Raw genomic sequence first — 16,405 nt, 5'->3', positions numbered from 1 at the left:
GCCTGGAGCGGGCCGCCCGGCGCGGCGGCGCGGCCGGCCGCAACGCCGACCGCGATCTCGACGCCGTCTGCGCCCTGTTCGCGACCGCGGCCCGCGCAGAGGAACGCACCGGCGGCCGGGGCGCCCTGAACTTCCTGGAGGAGATCGACGCCGAGGACATCGCCGCCGACACGCTCACCCGGCGGGCCGTACGCCCCGAAGCCGTCCGCCTGATGACCGCGCACCGCTCCAAGGGGCTTCAGTGGCGCCTGGTCGTCGTGGCCGGCGTCCAGGAGGGCCTGTGGCCGGACCTGCGCCGCCGCGGCTCCCTCCTGGAAGCGGACCGCATCGGCCGCGACGGACTGGCCGAACCGCTCACCCCGGGGGCGCTGCTCGCCGAGGAGCGCCGCCTGTTCTACGTGGCCGCCACGCGCGCGCGTGAACGTCTCGTCGTCACCGCGGTCAAGGCACCCGCCGACGACGGTGACCAGCCCTCCCGCTTCCTCACCGAACTCGGTGTCGAGCCGAAGGACGTCACGGGCCGCCCCCGCCGCCCGCTGTCCGTCGCGGCGCTCGTCGCCGAACTCCGCGCCACCACGGTCGACCCCCGGGTGTCGGACACCCTCAGGGAGGCAGCCGCCCGCCGACTGGCCCGGCTCGCCGCCCTCGCCGACGAGGACGGCCGCCCTCTGGTGCCGTCCGCCCACCCCTACCGGTGGTGGGGCATGTTCGAGCCGACCGAGAGCAAGGTGCCGCTGCGCGACCGCGACCAGCCCGTCGTGCTGTCCGGCAGCGCCCTGGACCAACTCGCCAACACCTGCGCCCTGCAGTGGTTCCTGGGCCGCGAGGTCAAGGCCGACGCGCCCGCGACGGCCGCCCAGGGCTTCGGCAACGTCGTGCACGTCCTCGCCGACGAGGTCGCCTCCGGACACACCCCGGCCGACCTCGCCGTCCTCATGGAGCGCCTCGACTCCGTGTGGAACGCGCTCGCCTTCGACGCGCCGTGGAAGTCGGCACAGGAGAAGGACAACGCGCGCGTGGCGCTCGAACGCTTCCTCAAGTGGCACGTCATGGACCGCACGGGGCGGACGCCGGTCGCCAGCGAGCACGACTTCGACGTCAGCCTCGAAGCGGGTGACTACGAGGTGCGCATCCGCGGCCAGATGGACCGCGTGGAGGCCGACGGCGAGGGCCGCGCCTACGTCGTCGACTTCAAGACAGGCAAGCAGGCTCCGAGTGCCAAGGAAGTGGAGCGCCACCCCCAGCTCGCGGTCTACCAGCTCGCCGTCCGCGAGGGCGCCGTCGACGAGGCCTTCGACGGGGCGCGTCCCGAGCCGGGCGGCGCGGAACTCGTCCAGCTGCGGCAGGGCGCCGCCAAGCGCGACGGTGGCGAGACGCTGCCCAAGGTGCAGGCTCAGGAGCCGCTGGAGGGGGAGTGGGTGGGCGAGTTGCTGGCCACGGCCGCCGGCAAGGTCCTCGACGAACGGTTCTCGCCGAGCGCCGGCCAGCACTGCACACACTGCGCGTTCCGGGCCTCGTGCAGCGCGCGGCCCGAGGGACGGCACGTGGTCGAGTAGCGCACGTGATCCCTCGCTCTCCTTGTGATTTACCGCACCACACGTGCTGACCTGCGCTTCTCCTGGCCCTGAGGGCGATGCGGCCTCCGCTGTCAGTGACCGCCGCTAGCCTCTGCGACATGCCCGCCCGTATCACCGATCCCGATCAGCTCAAGGAGCTCCTCGGTATCCCGTTCACCCCGGAGCAGACGGCCTGCATCACCGCGCCGCCCGCCCCGCAGGTGATCGTGGCCGGAGCCGGCTCGGGCAAGACGACGGTGATGGCGGCACGCGTGGTGTGGCTGGTCGGCACCGGCCAGGTCGCCCCCGAACAGGTCCTCGGCCTCACCTTCACCAACAAGGCCGCCGGGGAGCTCGCCGAGCGCGTCCGCAAGGCGCTGATCAAGGCAGGCGTCACCGACCCCGACGTCATCGACCCGGACAACCCGCCGGGCGAGCCGATGATCTCGACGTACCACGCCTTCGCGGGCCGCCTCCTGACCGATCATGGCCTGCGCATCGGACTGGAGCCGAGCTCCCGGCTGCTCGCCGACGCCACCCGCTACCAACTCGCCGCGCGCGTGCTGCGCGAGGCGCCCGGGCCCTACCCGGCGCTGACCCGCTCCTTCGCCGACCTCGTCAGCGACCTCCTGGCGCTCGACGCCGAGCTCGCCGAACACCTCGTACGGCCGGAGGACCTGCGCGCCTACGATGCCGAGCTGCTGAGCGCCCTGGAGGGCGCCAAACTCACCAACGCCGACCTGCGCAAGATCCCCGAGACCGCCGCCGCCCGCCGGGAACTCGCCGACCTGGTGGTCCGCTACCGCACCGCCAAGCGGGAACGCGACCTGCTCGACTTCGGCGACCAGATCGCCCTGTCCGCCCAGCTCGCCCGGATCCCCGAAGTGGGCCGGATCCTGCGCGACGAGTTCCGCGTGGTGCTCCTCGACGAGTACCAGGACACGTCCGTGGCCCAACGCATCCTTCTCGCGGGCCTGTTCGGCGGCGGCACCGGCCACCCCGTGACCGCCGTCGGCGACCCCTGCCAGGCGATCTACGGCTGGCGCGGTGCATCCGTCGCCAACCTCGACGACTTTCCCGAGCACTTCGCCCACGGCGACGGCCGTCCCGCCACCCGCCAGTCCCTCAGCGAGAACCGCCGCAGCGGCGGCCGCCTCCTGGACCTCGCCAACGGCCTCGCCGAGCCCCTGCGCGCCCTGCACGCGGGCGTGGAGGCCCTCCGCCCGGCCCCCGGCGCCGAAGGTGACGGACTGGTCCGTTGCGCCCTGCTGCGCACCCAGGCCGAGGAGATCGACTGGATCGCCGACTCCCTCGCCCATCTCGTACGGACCGGGAAGGCGCCCGGCGAGATCGCCGTCCTGTGCCGTACGGCCACCGACTTCGCCGAGATCCAGGGCGCGCTCGTCGCGCGGGACGTCCCCGTCGAGGTGGTCGGCCTCTCCGGACTGCTGCACCTGCCCGAGGTCGCCGACCTCGTCGCCGTCTGCGAGGTCCTCCAGGACCCCGGCGCCAACGCCTCCCTCGTCCGCCTGCTGACCGGCCCCCGCTGGCGCATCGGCGCGCGCGACCTCGCCCTCCTGGGGCGCCGCGCCCGGCTGCTCGTCTCCCACGCGCGCGTGGACGGGGACGACGATCCCGACCGCCGGCTGGCCGAGGCGGTCGAGGGGGTCGACCCGTCCGAGGTGATCTCGCTCGCGGACGCCCTGGACACGTTCCTGGAGACCCCGCTGGACGGCGACGGCGACGACGGGCTGCCCTTCTCACCGGACGCGCGCGTGCGGTTCGCGCGGCTGGCCACCGAACTGCGCGAGCTGCGCCGCTGTCTGGCCGACCCCCTGATGGACGTCCTGCATCGCGTCCTGTCCGTCACCGGCCTGGAGGTGGAACTGTCGGCGTCCCCGCACGCCCTGGCCGCCCGCCGCCGCGAGACCCTGTCGAACTTCCTGGACGTCGCCGCCTCGTTCGCCGCCGGCGACAACGAGGCCACCCTGCTGGCCTTCCTCGGCTTCCTGCGCACCGCCGCCCAGTACGAGAAGGGCCTCGACAACGCCCTCCCCGGCGGCGAGAACACCGTGAAGGTACTCACCGCGCACAAGTCCAAGGGCCTGGAGTGGGACGTCTTGGCCGTCCCCGGCCTGGTCACCGGGACCTTCCCCAGCGACCGGGGCCGCGAGAAGTGGACCGCCCAGGGCAAGGTGCTGCCGCACGCACTGCGCGGCGACACAGAAACTCTCCCCGATGTGGCGTCCTGGGACTCACGGGGCCTGAAGGCCTTCCACGAGGAGATGAAGGAGCACCAGCACACCGAGGAACTCCGCCTCGGCTACGTCACCTTCACCCGCCCCCGCTCCCTCCTCCTCGGCTCCGGCCACTGGTGGGGCCCCACCCAGAAGAAGCCCCGAGGCCCGTCCGACTTCCTTCAGGCCCTGTACGCCCACTGCACGGCCGGACACGGCGAGATCGAGGCCTGGGCCGACGAGCCCGCCGAGGACGAGGAGAACCCGGCCCTGCACCAAGCGGCCGCCGACCAGGTGTGGCCCCTGCCCCTGGACGACGCGGCCCTGGCCCGCCGCCGGGCCGCCGCCGCGACCGTCCTGGCCCACCTCGACGCCCTCGCCTCCCACGAGGACAGCCACCCCGCGGCCACGCACGACCCGGACACCTTCGACGACCCGGACTGGCCGGCGCCACCCGAGGACGACGAAGCCCCCTACGACGCCGCCTACGCCGAAGCCTTCTACGAGGAGGCCTCCGACGAGGACCCCTACTTCGACATCGACGAGGCCCCGGCCGACTGGGACGCACGGGACCCGGACCACCCGACCGTCCCACACCAGGCGGCGGCCCGGGACATCCCCGACCACTCCGATACGCCGGCGAGCGCACGCCCCCACCCCACGGAACCCGAGAGCGCGCCCCTCACTCCGGAGGAGGCCCGCACCATCGCTTCCTGGGACCGCGACCTCGACGCCCTCACCGGCGAGCTCCTGCGCGCCCGAGAGAGCACCACCGACGTACCCCTGCCGGCGTCGCTGACCGCGTCCCAGCTGCTGCGTCTGGCCGCAGACCCGGACGGCTTCGCCCAGGAGCTGGCCCGCCCCATGCCCCGCCCGCCGCAGCCCGCCGCGCGTCGCGGCACCCGCTTCCACGCCTGGGTCGAGGCCCGTTTCGAAGAGCTGACGTTGCCCATGCTGGACCCGGAGGAACTGCCCGGAGCCGAGGCTGAGATCTCCGACGAACGGGATCTGGAAGCCCTCAAGGACGCCTTCGAGCGCACGGAATACGCCCGCCGCATGCCCCACCGCGTCGAGGCCCCCTTCCAGCTTGCGATCGCCGGCCGCGTGGTCCGGGGCCGCATAGACGCCGTCTACAAGGAGGGCTACGGCGAGACAGCGACGTACGAGATCGTCGACTGGAAGACCAACCGCACCCGCACCGCCGATCCGCTCCAGCTCGCGGTCTACCGGCTCGCCTGGGCCGAGCAACAGGGCGTGCCCCTGGAGTCGGTCAAGGCCGCGTTCCTCTATGTCCGCAGCGGCGAGGTCGTACGGCCGGACGACCTGCCCGACCGCGCGGCGCTGGAGCGGCTCCTGCTGGACGAGCCGAGGGGTGAGGAACCGCACGACGAGGATGTCGGTGCGGGCCGATAGGCTCGTGACCATGAGCCAGCCCGTTGACAGTGCCGTCAGCGCCGTCCGTACGTACATCGCGCAGCACCGTGCCGCCTTCCTCGACGACCTCGCAGAGTGGCTGCGGATCCCCTCCGTGTCGGCCCAGCCCGACCACGCGCCCGATGTACGCCGCAGCGCGGACTGGCTCGCCGCCAAGCTACGGGAGACCGGCTTCCCGACCACCGAGGTCTGGGAGACGCCGGGTGCCCCGGCCGTCTTCGCCGAGTGGCCTTCCGACGACCCACGGGCGCCCACGGTTGTCGTCTACGGCCACCACGACGTGCAGCCCGCCGCCCGTGAGGACGGCTGGGACAGCGACCCCTTCGAGCCGGTCGTCCGCGAAAACCGCCTCTACGCGCGCGGTGCGGCCGACGACAAGGGCCAGGTGTTCTTCCACACACTCGGCGTCCGCGCCCACCTCGCCACCACCGGCCGCACCGCGCCGGCCGTGCACCTGAAGCTGCTGATCGAGGGCGAGGAGGAGTCCGGCTCGCCGCATTTCCGGGCGCTCGCGGAGCAGCACTCGGCCAGGCTCGCCGCCGACGCCGTGATCGTCTCCGACACCGGAATGTGGTCCGAGGACGTCCCCACGGTGTGCACCGGCATGCGCGGCCTCGTGGAGTGCGAGATCCGGCTGTTCGGCCCCGACCAGGACATCCACTCCGGCTCCTTCGGCGGCGCCGTCCCCAACCCGGCCACCGCCGCCGCCCGCCTGGTCGCCGCCCTGCACGACGAGCACGCGCGCGTGGCGATCCCCGGCTTCTACGACGGCATCGTCGAACTCACCGACCGCGAGCGCGCACTCTTCGCCGAACTGCCCTTCGACGAGCAGCAGTGGCTGAGCACGGCCAAGTCGTACGGCACCCACGGAGAGGCCGGGCACACCACCCTGGAGCGCATTTGGGCCCGCCCGACCGCCGAGGTCAACGGCATCAGCGGTGGCTACCAAGGCCCCGGCAGCAAGACGATCATCCCGTCGTCGGCGATGGTGAAGCTCTCCTTCCGGCTGGTCGCCGGCCAGGACCCCGACCACGTAGAGAAGGCCGTTCGCGAATGGGCCGCCGAGCAGCTGTCCGCCGGGATCCGGCACGAGATCACCTTCACCGGGTCCACGCGCCCGTGCCTGACCCCCCTGGACCACCCGGCCCTGCAGTCGGTCGTCCGCGCCATGGGCCGCGCCTTCGACCAGCCCGTCCGCTTCACGCGTGAGGGCGGCTCGGGACCGGCCGCCGACCTCCAGGAAGTCCTCGGCACACCCGTGCTCTTCCTGGGCATCTCCGTCCCGTCCGACGGCTGGCACGCCCCGAACGAGAAGGTCGAACTCGATCTGCTCCTCAAAGGCGTCGAAATCACCGCATACCTGTGGGCCGACCTCGGCGAGTACTGGCGCCATGCGCCTTGACCGTCCAGCGCCGCCGGACCGGAATCGCACGCGGGCACACTGGAAGAACCGCCCCGCGCCGCGGGGCCCCGCCGGACCCGGTCGCCTCCCGCCGCCCATCCCGCTGAACCACCCGCCGAAACACACTTTCCACCGGGGGAGTTGGAAGCACCCGTGACCACCTGGACCGACCACACCGCCGACCGCCCCATCTCGCTCACCGCCCCTAGCGGCATCGACCGAGCCGCCCACCACCGGCTCGACGAGGCCTGGCTCGCGGCGGCGTGGAGCCACCCGACCACCCGCTGCTTCGTGGTCTCCGGCGGCCAGGTCCTCATCGACGAGACGGCCGAGGGCAATACCGAACTCGTCATGACGCCCTCCTTCGAAGCCCCCCTCACCGAGGCACACCGCTACTTCCTCGGCATCGACGAGGACGGCGTCAGCTACTTCGCCCTCCAGAAGGACGCGCTCCCCGGCCGTATCGACCAGTCCGCGCGCGCGGCGGGCCTGCGCGAGGCGGGCCTGCTGCTGTCGCCGCGCGACGCGGGCCTGATGGTGCACGCGGTCGGCCTGGAGAACTGGCAGCGCACACACCGCTTCTGCTCCCGCTGCGGAGAGCGCACCGTCATCGCCGCGGCCGGTCACATCCGCCGCTGCCCCGCCTGCGGTGGCGAGCACTATCCGCGCACCGACCCGGCCGTGATCATGGCCGTCACCGACGAGGACGACCGCATCCTGCTGGGCCGTCAGGTCCACTGGCCCGAGGGCCGCTTCTCGACGCTCGCCGGCTTCGTCGAGCCCGGCGAGTCCATCGAGCAGGCGGTGCGCCGCGAGGTCTTCGAGGAGTCCGGCATCAGCGTCGGCCAGGTCGAGTACATCGCCAGCCAGCCCTGGCCCTTCCCCTCCAGCCTGATGCTGGGCTTCATGGCCCGGGCCACCTCTGCCGACATCACCGTCGACGGCGACGAGATCCACGAGGCCCGCTGGTTCTCCCGCGACGAGTTGGGCGCCGCCTTCGACTCCGGCGAGGTGCTCCCGCCGTACGGCATCTCGATCGCGGCCCGTCTGATCGAGCTCTGGTACGGCAAACCGCTGCCGACGCGGAGCGTGTGACGCGGCGTCGGGCCACACACGAGAAGGCGGTCCCCCGAGGGTGCACTCGGGGGACCGCCTTCCTTGTTCGAAGCCGCGGAGCGGTTACGCTCCGACCTTCTGCTTCACCTGAGCCAGCGAAGGGTTCGTGAGCGTCGAACCGTCCGCGAAGAGCACGGTCGGGACCGTCTGGTTTCCGCCATTCGCCTTCTCCACGAACGCTGCGGACGCGGGGTCCTGTTCGATGTTGATCTCGGTGTACGCGATGCCCTCGCGGTCCAGCTGCTTCTTCAGCCGCTGGCAGTAGCCGCACCACGTGGTGCTGTACATCGTCACGGTGCCCTGCATGTCTCGCGCGCTCCTCTGGTGGCTCGGGGATCGGGTGGTCCAGAGGGGGAACGTATGCGATCGGGTCACCATTCCCGGCTGGGGTATGCCCGCCAGGTGACGCCCGCCGCATTAGTACGACTGCGAGTGCCTGCCTGTGGACAACCGGCTCACCCGTCTCCGGCGACCTGGCAGCATGGCCGTGTGACAGCAGCAACGCACTCCACCCTCTTCCCGCAGACACCGGGCTCGGCCGACGCGGTGCTCGATGGGCTCGACCCCGAGCAGCGCGAGGTGGCCACCGCCTTGCACGGCCCGGTGTGCGTGCTGGCGGGCGCCGGCACGGGCAAGACACGAGCGATCACCCACCGCATCGCCTACGGGGTGCGGGCCGGGATCCTCCAGCCCTCCAGCGTGCTGGCCGTCACCTTCACCAACCGCGCCGCCGGCGAGATGCGGGGCCGCCTGCGCCAGCTCGGCGCCGCCGGTGTCCAGGCCCGCACCTTCCACTCCGCGGCCCTGCGCCAGCTCCAGTACTTCTGGCCGAAAGCGATCGGCGGGTCCATGCCCCGGCTTGTCGACCGCAAGATCCAGCTCGTCGCCGACGCGGCCGCCGCCTGCCGTATCCGCCTCGACCGGGGGGAGCTGCGGGACGTCACCGGCGAGATCGAATGGTCCAAGGTCACCCAGACCGTCCCCGCCGACTACGCGCTCGCGGCCGCCAAGGCCGGTCGCGAGGCCCCCCGCGCCCCGGCCGAGATCGCCCAGCTCTACTCCGCCTATGAGGATCTCAAGCGAGACCGCGCGGTCATCGACTTCGAGGACGTGCTGCTGCTGACCGTCGCGATCCTCCAGGACCGGCATGACATCGCCGAGCAGGTCCGCTCCCAGTACCAGCACTTCGTGGTCGACGAGTACCAGGACGTCAGCCCCCTCCAGCAGCGCCTGCTGGAGTTGTGGCTCGGCGAGCGGGACAACCTGTGCGTGGTCGGCGACGCCAGCCAGACGATCTACTCGTTCACGGGAGCAACTCCCGACCATCTGCTCGACTTTCGCACCCGCCACCCCGGTGCCACCGTCGTCAAGCTGGTCCGCGACTACCGCTCCACCCCCCAGGTCGTCCACCTCGCCAACGGCCTGCTCGCCCAGGCCCGCGGCCGCGCCGCCGACCACCGGCTGGAGCTGGTCTCCCAACGCGCCCCGGGCCCCGAGCCCGTCTACACCGAGTACACCGACGAGCCCGCAGAGGCCGAGGGCGCCGCCCGCCGCATCCGCGAGCTCATCGACGCCGGCGTCCGGGCCAGCGAGATCGCCATTCTGTTCCGCACCAACTCCCAGTCCGAGACCTACGAACAGGCCCTCGCCGACGTCGGTGTCCCCTACCAGCTGCGCGGTGCCGAGCGGTTCTTCGACCGCCCCGAGGTGCGCAAGGCGGGTATCGCCCTGCGCGGTGCGGCCCGCTTCGGCGGCAACGACTCCCTCCTGGACGACGCCGTCGACCTGCCCTCCCAGGTGCGTGCCGTGCTGTCGGGAGAGGGCTGGACCACCGAGCCACCGGCCGGCTCCGGAGCCGTCAGAGAGCGCTGGGAATCGCTGGCGGCACTGGTGAACCTCGCGCAGGACTTCGCCGCCGCCAGACCCGGCGCCACCCTGAGCGACCTGGTGGCGGAGCTCGACGAGCGCGCGGGCGCCCAGCACGCTCCGACCGTCGAGGGCGTCACCCTCGCCTCCCTGCACTCGGCCAAGGGCCTGGAGTGGGACGTCGTCTTCCTGGTCGGTGTCGCCGAGGGCATGATGCCGATCACCTACGCAAAGACCGACGAACAGATCGAGGAGGAGCGCCGCCTCCTCTACGTAGGCGTCACCCGGGCGCGGGAACACCTGCACGTCTCCTGGGCGCTGTCCCGCTCGCCCGGCGGCCGTCCGGGCCGCCGTCCCAGCCGCTTCCTCGACGGTCTGCGCCCCGGCTCGACCGGCGCCGCCGGACGGAGGGCCGCGGTCGGCTCCGGAGGTGTCGAGCGCGGCTTCACCAGCCGACCGGGCGTCCCCGCCCCGCGGCGCACGCAGCGCACCCCGGCCCGCTGCCGGGTGTGCGGGCGCACGCTCACCGATGCCGGTGAGATGAAGCTGATGCGCTGTGAGGACTGCCCGTCCGACATGGATGAGGGTCTCTACGAGCGGTTGCGGGCGTGGCGCGCGGTCCAGGCGCGACGCAGCGGACAGCCCGCCTTCTGCGTCTTCACCGACAAGACGCTGATGGCGATCGCCGAGGCCGCGCCCGACGACGAGGGCGAGCTGGCGCGTATCCCGGGGGTCGGCGTGCGCAAGTTCAACCGCTACGGAGCCGATGTTCTGGCCATCTGCGCAGGCCAGGAGCTCACAGGCGAAGAAGATGAGGACTGAGCCCAACTCGTCGAAAAAATAGTTTGCGCATGCCCCAGCAATCCCCATAGGTTCTTAGCCACGGGAACGGAGGCCTTCTCGAAGGCCCCGATTCCGTGCTGTACTTGCATATCCGTCGGACTGGCTCACCCCAGTCCCCCGAGACGCCGAGAGGAGGCGATTGAAGTGATCAGCATCAACACCAGCTCCATCAGCACCGCCAAAATGACCGATCGCTCGGTCGTCTCCACGTGCCTGCTCGGCGTTTCGAACCTGGGTACCGGTCTGTCCGGCATTCCTGCCGTGCGTCCGGCGTCCTCCCTGTCTCTGGCGGGGGCTCTCGCGGGCCTTCCCGTCCGTGAGCGCAATGAGCGACCGACCAAGGCACTGGAAGCGGCAGTAGTGGCACAGGCGCAGGCCTATGCCTTTGCGGCGGCCGGTGCCGGATTCCGGAAGCAGACGACGCAGCACCACCTGATGTGGGCCTTCCGTGGGCCAGAACCCTGGAGTGATCCAGCCTGATCGTCGATCAGGCCGGCGCCTTCAGGGCCGCGGAACCCCATCCGGGATCCGCGGCCCTTCTGTTTGTCCCCGACCGGGGACGGCAGAGCGAAGGGGCCTCGGGACAAGAAAAGAACCCGGTACCAAGCCGACACCCGGCCCAACAGGGCCGGACCGACCAGACGAGGAAGACGAACCGTGCAACTCGAAGCGCACGCCCCGTCCGTACCGCCTTCCGAAACGATCCCCCCGCCCGGCCTCACGGAGGACTCCACCTTGACTCCGCTCACCGCGCTCACCGCGCTCGACGACGCCATCGAGAACCTGGGCGTGCCCGTCCCCTGCCGTTCCTACGACCCGGAGGTCTTCTTCGCCGAGTCGCCGGCGGACGTCGAGTACGCCAAGTCCCTCTGCCGCACCTGCCCGCTGATGGAGGCCTGCCTCGCCGGCGCCAAGGAGCGGCGTGAGCCCTGGGGCGTCTGGGGTGGCGAGCTGTTCGTCCAGGGTGTCGTCGTCGCCCGGAAGCGGCCGCGTGGCCGCCCGCGCAAGAACCCGGTCACGGCATGAACACCGCAGGAACGATCGACCGCCCCCTCACGCACGACCCCAAGAAGCAGGCCCCGATGAAGCCGTCCACCAACGAGCCCACCGGCTCCGCGATCGAAGACGTCACCACCACCGGCGCGAACGACTCGCGTCAGAACAGGACCCGCGAGATGCAACTCATCCCAGAAGCCCTCGCCCGTGCGCATATGCACGAGCGACTGCAAGAGGCCGAGCGGGAACGCCAGGCCGTGCGCCTGGCGACCGCTCGCCGGATGCAGCGCCGGGCGGAGCGTGCCTCGCTGCGCGCTCGCCGTGCGCTCGCCCTGGCCGTCATGCAGTAGTAGTCCCGACCACACCTGAAGCGGTGGCCTCCCGGTCCAGGGAGGCGGAGCTCTCCTCGCGCGGGGCCGGTCCGTCCGAACGGACCGGCCCCCGCGGTGCGTTGTGCCCGCCGATCCGCCGGCCACGGCGATATCGTCGCCGGGTGACGAGTCTTCCCGGAGGCAGTGACAAAGACGGCTCCGCCGCGGAGCCCCAGTCCCTCGTGTGCGCCCACTGCGGCACCCCCGCCGAAGGGCCACCACCCACCTGGACCTGTTCCGTGGAGAACGGCAGCCGTCAGTACTTCTGCGACCGCTGCTCCCGGGAGAACCTCAGGGCGATCGAGGGGCGGTTGGACTCGGCCTGGTGGTGAGACCCCTCCTCCGCGTCCGCCGCGCCTTCGGGGAACCTCACGCCTCAGCCGCCGGTTCCTCCTCCAGGTCCTCTTCCGGAACGAACCCCGGCAGCCACTCCTGAAGTTCCTCGCGCAGACGCACCGTCGCGCCCAGTTGGCACAGCACGCCGATCGTGCTCAGCGTCACACGGTGGATGAGGAGGTACGCCGGGGGCAGGTTGAGCTGCTTGCCCAGCTGGTACGCGGGGGAACGGGGGTCGGCGATCCGCGCGGCCTGGCTGCGCATCCAGCCGCGGGTGAAGGTGAACTCATGGACCTGGGCCGGTTCGATGATCGGCAGGAGATAGTCGAGGACGGCGTCCGGGTCCAGCTCTATCGATTCCTTCACGAAGCCCTCCGTGCAGAGGAGTTCGTAGACGGCCTCCGCCTCGCCGTCGAGCGTCATGCGCAAAGAGGTGCCGATCGGGGTCGGCAGGCCACCTGGGAGGCGGTCGACGGTGCCGAAGTCCAGGACGCCCAGGCGCCAGTCGGCCACGCCGTCCGGGTCGCCCGGCAGAAGGCGGAAGTTGCCCGGGTGCGGGTCGGCGTGCAGCAGGCCGGTGCGGGCGGGGCCGGAGAAGAGGAAGCGGGCCAGCAGCTGACCGGCGCGGTCGCGCTGCTCCCGCGTGCCGTCGGCGATCACCTCCGACAGCGGGACGCCCTCCATCCACTCGGTGATCAGGACCTCGTCACACTGGTGGACCACACAAGGCACCACCACATCCGGATCGTCCGCGAACTCCTCGGCATGGGCCTGCTGGGCCTGCGCCTCCAGGCCGTAGTCCAGTTCCTCGGAGACCCGGTCCTTGAGCTCCGCGATCAGCGGCTTGAGATCCATGCCCGGGATGAGCGGCCCCAGCAGGCGGGCGAACCGGCTCAGTTGGTTCAGGTCGGACAGCAGGGCCTCGCCGGCACCCGGGTACTGCACCTTCACCGCCACCTCGCGGCCGTCGTGCCACACCCCGCGGTGCACCTGGCCGATCGAGGCGGCCGCCGAGGGTTTGTCCTCGAACTCGAGGAACAGCTCGTGCCAGTCCTCCCCGAGCCGCTCCGCGAGCACCGCGTGCACGGTGCGCGTCGGCATCGGCGGCGCCGCCTCCTGGAGCTTCGTCAGCGCCGCCCGGTAGGGCCCGGCGACCTCCTCGGGGAGCGCCGACTCGAAGACGGACAGGGCCTGCCCGAACTTCATCGCGCCGCCCTTGAGCTCGCCGAGCACCTTGAACAGTTGCTCGGCGGTGCGCTGTTGCAGCTCGCGGCCGACAATCTCCGCGGACTCGCCCACTATCCGCTTTCCGAGTCCCCAGGTCGCCCGACCGGCGAAACCGAGCGGGAGCGCGGCCAGCTTGGCGGTACGGGTAACCGCCTTCCGGGGAAGATCAGACATGCGCCCTCCAGGTCCCAGCAAGCCGCGCCGCGTCTGCCCTACGGCGTAACTCCTTCGACGGTCGTTGCTCCGCCATTGTCTCGTGCCACTCCTCGTCCTTGGAGGCGCATTCCCCCCTTACCTTTCTCCGCTGCTCCGCACGGGCATGCGGGGTGCGCCCAGACCGGCCGCGCATGCCAGTGCAGCGCGGGCAGCGAGACCTCCCAGCGGGCGCCCGCACTCGACGGAACCCGGCCGTCCAGGAAGGCGAGCGCGTGCGTGGCCGCCAGCCCCGCGACCGTCGTGGCCAGTGCCAGGTCGCAGGGCCGCACCGGGCGCTGCCGGCCGGAGCGCCACTGTGCGACCAGGCGGGGCCAGGCCTGGTCCCGTTCGGTGCGTGCCTCGTGCAGACAGCCGGCGCAGCCCGTCTCGCCTGGCAGCACGAACGGGCCGACCACGCCTGTTCCCTCCACCACGCCGGCGTACAGATGGGGTGTGCCTGAGGCGATCAGGGGATCGGCGGCGGACGGGGCGGGCGCGTGCACGTCGACGTCGTCCCGCGGGGTCAGGATCACCAAGGAGAAGCCGGGGTCGTCGCCTTCGAGCCGCGTGCGGGACGTGCGGCGCGGCGGGCGGTCCGGCGCCGACCGCCGGGCGGCCCGCCGGGCTGCCTCGTCCCTGCGGTCGCCGACGGACTCTGAGGGCAGCCCGCCCGGCGCGACGTCCCCCGGCTCGACGCGGCCGACATCGCGTACGTCGACCTCGCCGACCCCCGCCCCCGACAGCAGTGAGGCCAGGACCCCGCCCACCCGGCCCGCGCCTCTGACCTGGACGCGCAGGGACCGGCGGGCGGCCAGGAGCCCGATCGCCTCACCCGGTTCGGACGCGGTCAGCGACAGCGAGGCCAGGTCTGGGCGCAGCCGGTCGAGGACCTCCTTCTTCGCACGCAGGGCGTCCGCGGCCGGTCCGCCGGCCCGTGCGTCGTCGACGAGCCCGGACCGCGCCAGCCGCTCCACCAGCGCGTCGACATGCCCGTCGGGCAAATCCATGCGGCGCCCCTCCTCCCGCAGAAGCGCCGGCCCGCGCGTTCCGTTGAGCAGATCGAGGAAACTGGCCGTCGCGGGATCCATCGGACCCAGCGTCACCGCGTGCGCCGGCGTCATGCCGAACTGCAGGGTGGTGCGGTCGCGCCAGCCGCGCCGGAGCGCGGGCTTCACGATCGGAACCATCGATTGCGGATCCATCTGCTGCATCACAGGCCCCCGTAGCCCTCGTTGAACATCCCCGTTCGCCGGTGCAGGTCGGCCGGACGTTGGTCGGACGTCCGTGGCAGCTTCGCCGGCGAGAGCCAGCATGCCCGGATCCGCCACCGGGCGCGGAAAGTTGTCCACAGGCGGTGGGTATTCGTCGTACAAGTCAGTCGTGGGACTCGGACGCATGTGGGGGATCGGCACCGAACCCTCCCGGAGTCGGGACTTCCCCCGTGCGCAGCGGGTAACGTCGGGGCGTGTCCGCCGACCCACTGCACCGTGCCGGAACGCCACAGCGCAGCACGACGAGCCAGCCGCCGAGCGGCTCCGGGGCGAGCGCGATCGAGGTGCGCAGGAGTGCCCGTCGACGCCGGACGGTCTCCGCTTACCGCGAGGGCGATCGCACCGTCGTACTCATCCCTGCCCGGATGTCCGAGGCCGAGGAGCAGCGCTGGGTGGGCGTCATGCTCGACAAACTGGCCGCCCAGGAGAGCAAACGGGTCCTCGGGGACGCCGAGTTGACCGAGCGTGCCGAGCGGCTTTCGGCCCAGTACTTCGACGGCCGGGCCCGGCCCGCCTCGGTGCGCTGGGTCACCAACCAGAACACGCGCTGGGGTTCGTGCACCCCCTCCGAAGGCAGCATCCGCCTGTCGCACCGACTCCAGGGCATGCCGGAATACGTCGTCGACTACGTCCTTCTGCACGAGCTGGCGCATCTGCTCGTGCCCGGACACGGGCCCCGTTTCTGGCGGTTGCTGGAGGCCTATCCGCGCACCGAGCGGGCCCGGGGCTATCTCGAGGGAGTGGTCGCCGCCGAGCGGTTGCCGCACCTGCCGGGCGCCCGGGGCGAGTGACGGCCGCTCCGCATGGCGTTTCGTACCGCACCCCGCGCGGGACTTTGTACCGGATCTGTACCGACTTCCGCCGGTGTCCGACTTTGCCGTTAGCCTGTCGCGACGCACACATTCGGGATGGGGGACGGTCGTTACGCATGGCCAGGGAATTCCAACGCGGCCACAAGGCCAAGATCAGTGACCTCACCGCGGGCACGGATCTGTACGTAGGGGTACAGATCACCGGTCCCGGGCTGACCTTCGACATCAGCTGCTTCGGCCTCGACGCCGACGAACGGCTCTCGGACGACCGGTACTTCGTCTTCTTCAACCAGCCGAAGTCCCCGGAGGAGTCCATCCAGCTCCTGGGCGCGCAGGCGGGTGACACGGAGTCGTTCCGGGTCACGCTGGACAGGATCCCGCCACAGATCCAGAAGCTGTCGTTCACGGCGACGATCGACGGCGCGGGTCAGATGTCACAGATCGCCCCCGGGTACCTGCGCATCGTCGCCGGCGGCGAGGAAGTGGCGCGGTACTCCTTCGACGGCTCGGAGTTCTCCACCGAGCGGGCCGTGATGCTGGGCGACTTCTACCTGAAGGACGTGTGGCGGTTCGCCGCGGTCGGGCAGGGCTTCGACGGCGGCCTCGACGCGCTGCTGAAGAACTTCGGCGGCGAGGTCGCCGAGGAAGAGCCCGCGCCCGCACCGGACGTCCCGGCGCAGACCCAGGCACCGACGTTCGCGCCGCCGCCCCAGGCCGCCGCGCCGCCCGCGCCCGCACCGGCA

13 protein-coding genes and 1 pseudogene are annotated in these 16,405 nt (G+C 71.7%); 11 read left to right on the top strand and 3 right to left on the bottom strand.

The window, feature by feature from the left end; translation table 11 throughout:
• From CLM62_RS13975 to nudC, 4 genes are all read left to right on the top strand, one after another.
• The coding region (locus CLM62_RS13975; protein ID WP_143659066.1) for a PD-(D/E)XK nuclease family protein at nt 1–1,556 on the top strand (1,556 nt) is incomplete at its 5' end.
• A gap of 119 nt (nt 1,557–1,675) precedes the next feature.
• Nucleotides 1,676–5,206 (top strand): ATP-dependent DNA helicase, encoded by a 3,531-nt coding sequence (locus tag CLM62_RS13970; protein WP_107483786.1) that lies wholly within the window; start codon nt 1,676–1,678, stop codon nt 5,204–5,206.
• A gap of 10 nt (nt 5,207–5,216) precedes the next feature.
• Nucleotides 5,217–6,629: a dipeptidase gene (locus CLM62_RS13965; RefSeq protein WP_095750183.1), complete on the top strand. Its 1,413-nt coding sequence runs from the start codon at nt 5,217–5,219 to the stop codon at nt 6,627–6,629.
• Between the two features lie 153 nt (nt 6,630–6,782).
• Complete coding sequence (nudC, locus tag CLM62_RS13960) at nt 6,783–7,724, top strand: NAD(+) diphosphatase (RefSeq protein ID WP_095750181.1); 942 nt, start codon at nt 6,783–6,785, stop codon at nt 7,722–7,724.
• 84 nt (nt 7,725–7,808) lie between these two features.
• On the opposite strand, the gene CLM62_RS13955 is transcribed toward nudC, so the two are convergent.
• Complete coding sequence (locus CLM62_RS13955; RefSeq protein ID WP_095750180.1) at nt 7,809–8,051, bottom strand: mycoredoxin; 243 nt, start codon at nt 8,049–8,051, stop codon at nt 7,809–7,811.
• A 54-nt stretch (nt 8,052–8,105) separates the two neighbouring features.
• Here CLM62_RS13955 and CLM62_RS13950 point away from each other — a divergent pair, with 54 nt between their 5' ends.
• The 5 genes from CLM62_RS13950 (at nt 8,106) to CLM62_RS49325 (ending at nt 12,153) form a co-directional block, all read left to right on the top strand.
• Nucleotides 8,106–10,433 (top strand): ATP-dependent DNA helicase UvrD2, encoded by a 2,328-nt coding sequence (locus CLM62_RS13950; RefSeq protein ID WP_095750179.1) that lies wholly within the window; start codon nt 8,106–8,108, stop codon nt 10,431–10,433.
• A gap of 165 nt (nt 10,434–10,598) precedes the next feature.
• Nucleotides 10,599–10,934, top strand: coding sequence for a hypothetical protein (locus tag CLM62_RS13945; protein WP_095750178.1), 336 nt, complete (start codon nt 10,599–10,601; stop codon nt 10,932–10,934).
• A gap of 177 nt (nt 10,935–11,111) precedes the next feature.
• On the top strand, nt 11,112–11,480 hold the full coding sequence (locus CLM62_RS13940; protein WP_005480495.1) for a WhiB family transcriptional regulator: 369 nt from the start codon (nt 11,112–11,114) through the stop codon (nt 11,478–11,480).
• On the top strand, nt 11,477–11,800 hold the full coding sequence (locus CLM62_RS13935) for a hypothetical protein (protein WP_095750177.1): 324 nt from the start codon (nt 11,477–11,479) through the stop codon (nt 11,798–11,800). Before CLM62_RS13940 ends, CLM62_RS13935 begins: the two co-directional genes overlap by 4 nt.
• A gap of 143 nt (nt 11,801–11,943) precedes the next feature.
• Nucleotides 11,944–12,153: a hypothetical protein gene (locus tag CLM62_RS49325; RefSeq protein WP_143659064.1), complete on the top strand. Its 210-nt coding sequence runs from the start codon at nt 11,944–11,946 to the stop codon at nt 12,151–12,153.
• A gap of 37 nt (nt 12,154–12,190) precedes the next feature.
• Here the strand turns inward: CLM62_RS49325 and CLM62_RS13930 are convergent, their stop codons facing one another.
• Both CLM62_RS13930 and CLM62_RS13925 read right to left on the bottom strand, forming a co-directional pair.
• Nucleotides 12,191–13,558, bottom strand: a complete 1,368-nt coding sequence (locus tag CLM62_RS13930) for an AarF/ABC1/UbiB kinase family protein (protein ID WP_095750176.1) — start codon at nt 13,556–13,558, stop codon at nt 12,191–12,193.
• Nucleotides 13,551–14,766, bottom strand: a pseudogene (locus CLM62_RS13925) (TOMM precursor leader peptide-binding protein). Before CLM62_RS13925 ends, CLM62_RS13930 begins: the two are co-directional and overlap by 8 nt.
• 278 nt (nt 14,767–15,044) lie before the next feature.
• On the opposite strand from CLM62_RS13925, the gene CLM62_RS13920 reads away from it, so the two are divergent.
• The gene (locus CLM62_RS13920) at nt 15,045–15,641 is read left to right on the top strand and encodes a M48 family metallopeptidase (RefSeq protein ID WP_095750175.1); all 597 of its coding nucleotides are present in this window, start codon (nt 15,045–15,047) and stop codon (nt 15,639–15,641) included.
• Nucleotides 15,642–15,778: 137 nt separating this feature from the next.
• Nucleotides 15,779–16,405, top strand: a 627-nt coding sequence (locus CLM62_RS13915) for a TerD family protein (protein WP_143659062.1), incomplete at its 3' end; no start/stop codon positions are given.

It is taken from the genome of Streptomyces sp. SA15, assembly GCF_002291145.1.
Lineage (GTDB): Bacteria > Actinomycetota > Actinomycetes > Streptomycetales > Streptomycetaceae > Streptomyces.
Note: the sequence above shows the minus strand (reverse complement) of the source record. Positions and strands in the feature narration are given on the sequence as shown.

Coding starts and splice junctions, on each gene's coding strand:
- CLM62_RS13965 (WP_095750183.1), top strand. CDS start 5,217: ATGAGCCAGCCCGTTGACAGTGCCGTCAGCGCCGTCCGTACGTACATC.
- CLM62_RS13955 (WP_095750180.1), bottom strand. CDS start 8,051: ATGCAGGGCACCGTGACGATGTACAGCACCACGTGGTGCGGCTACTGC.
- CLM62_RS13950 (WP_095750179.1), top strand. CDS start 8,106: ATGCGATCGGGTCACCATTCCCGGCTGGGGTATGCCCGCCAGGTGACG.
- CLM62_RS13930 (WP_095750176.1), bottom strand. CDS start 13,558: ATGTCTGATCTTCCCCGGAAGGCGGTTACCCGTACCGCCAAGCTGGCC.
- CLM62_RS13935 (WP_095750177.1), top strand. CDS start 11,477: ATGAACACCGCAGGAACGATCGACCGCCCCCTCACGCACGACCCCAAG.
- CLM62_RS13970 (WP_107483786.1), top strand. CDS start 1,676: ATGCCCGCCCGTATCACCGATCCCGATCAGCTCAAGGAGCTCCTCGGT.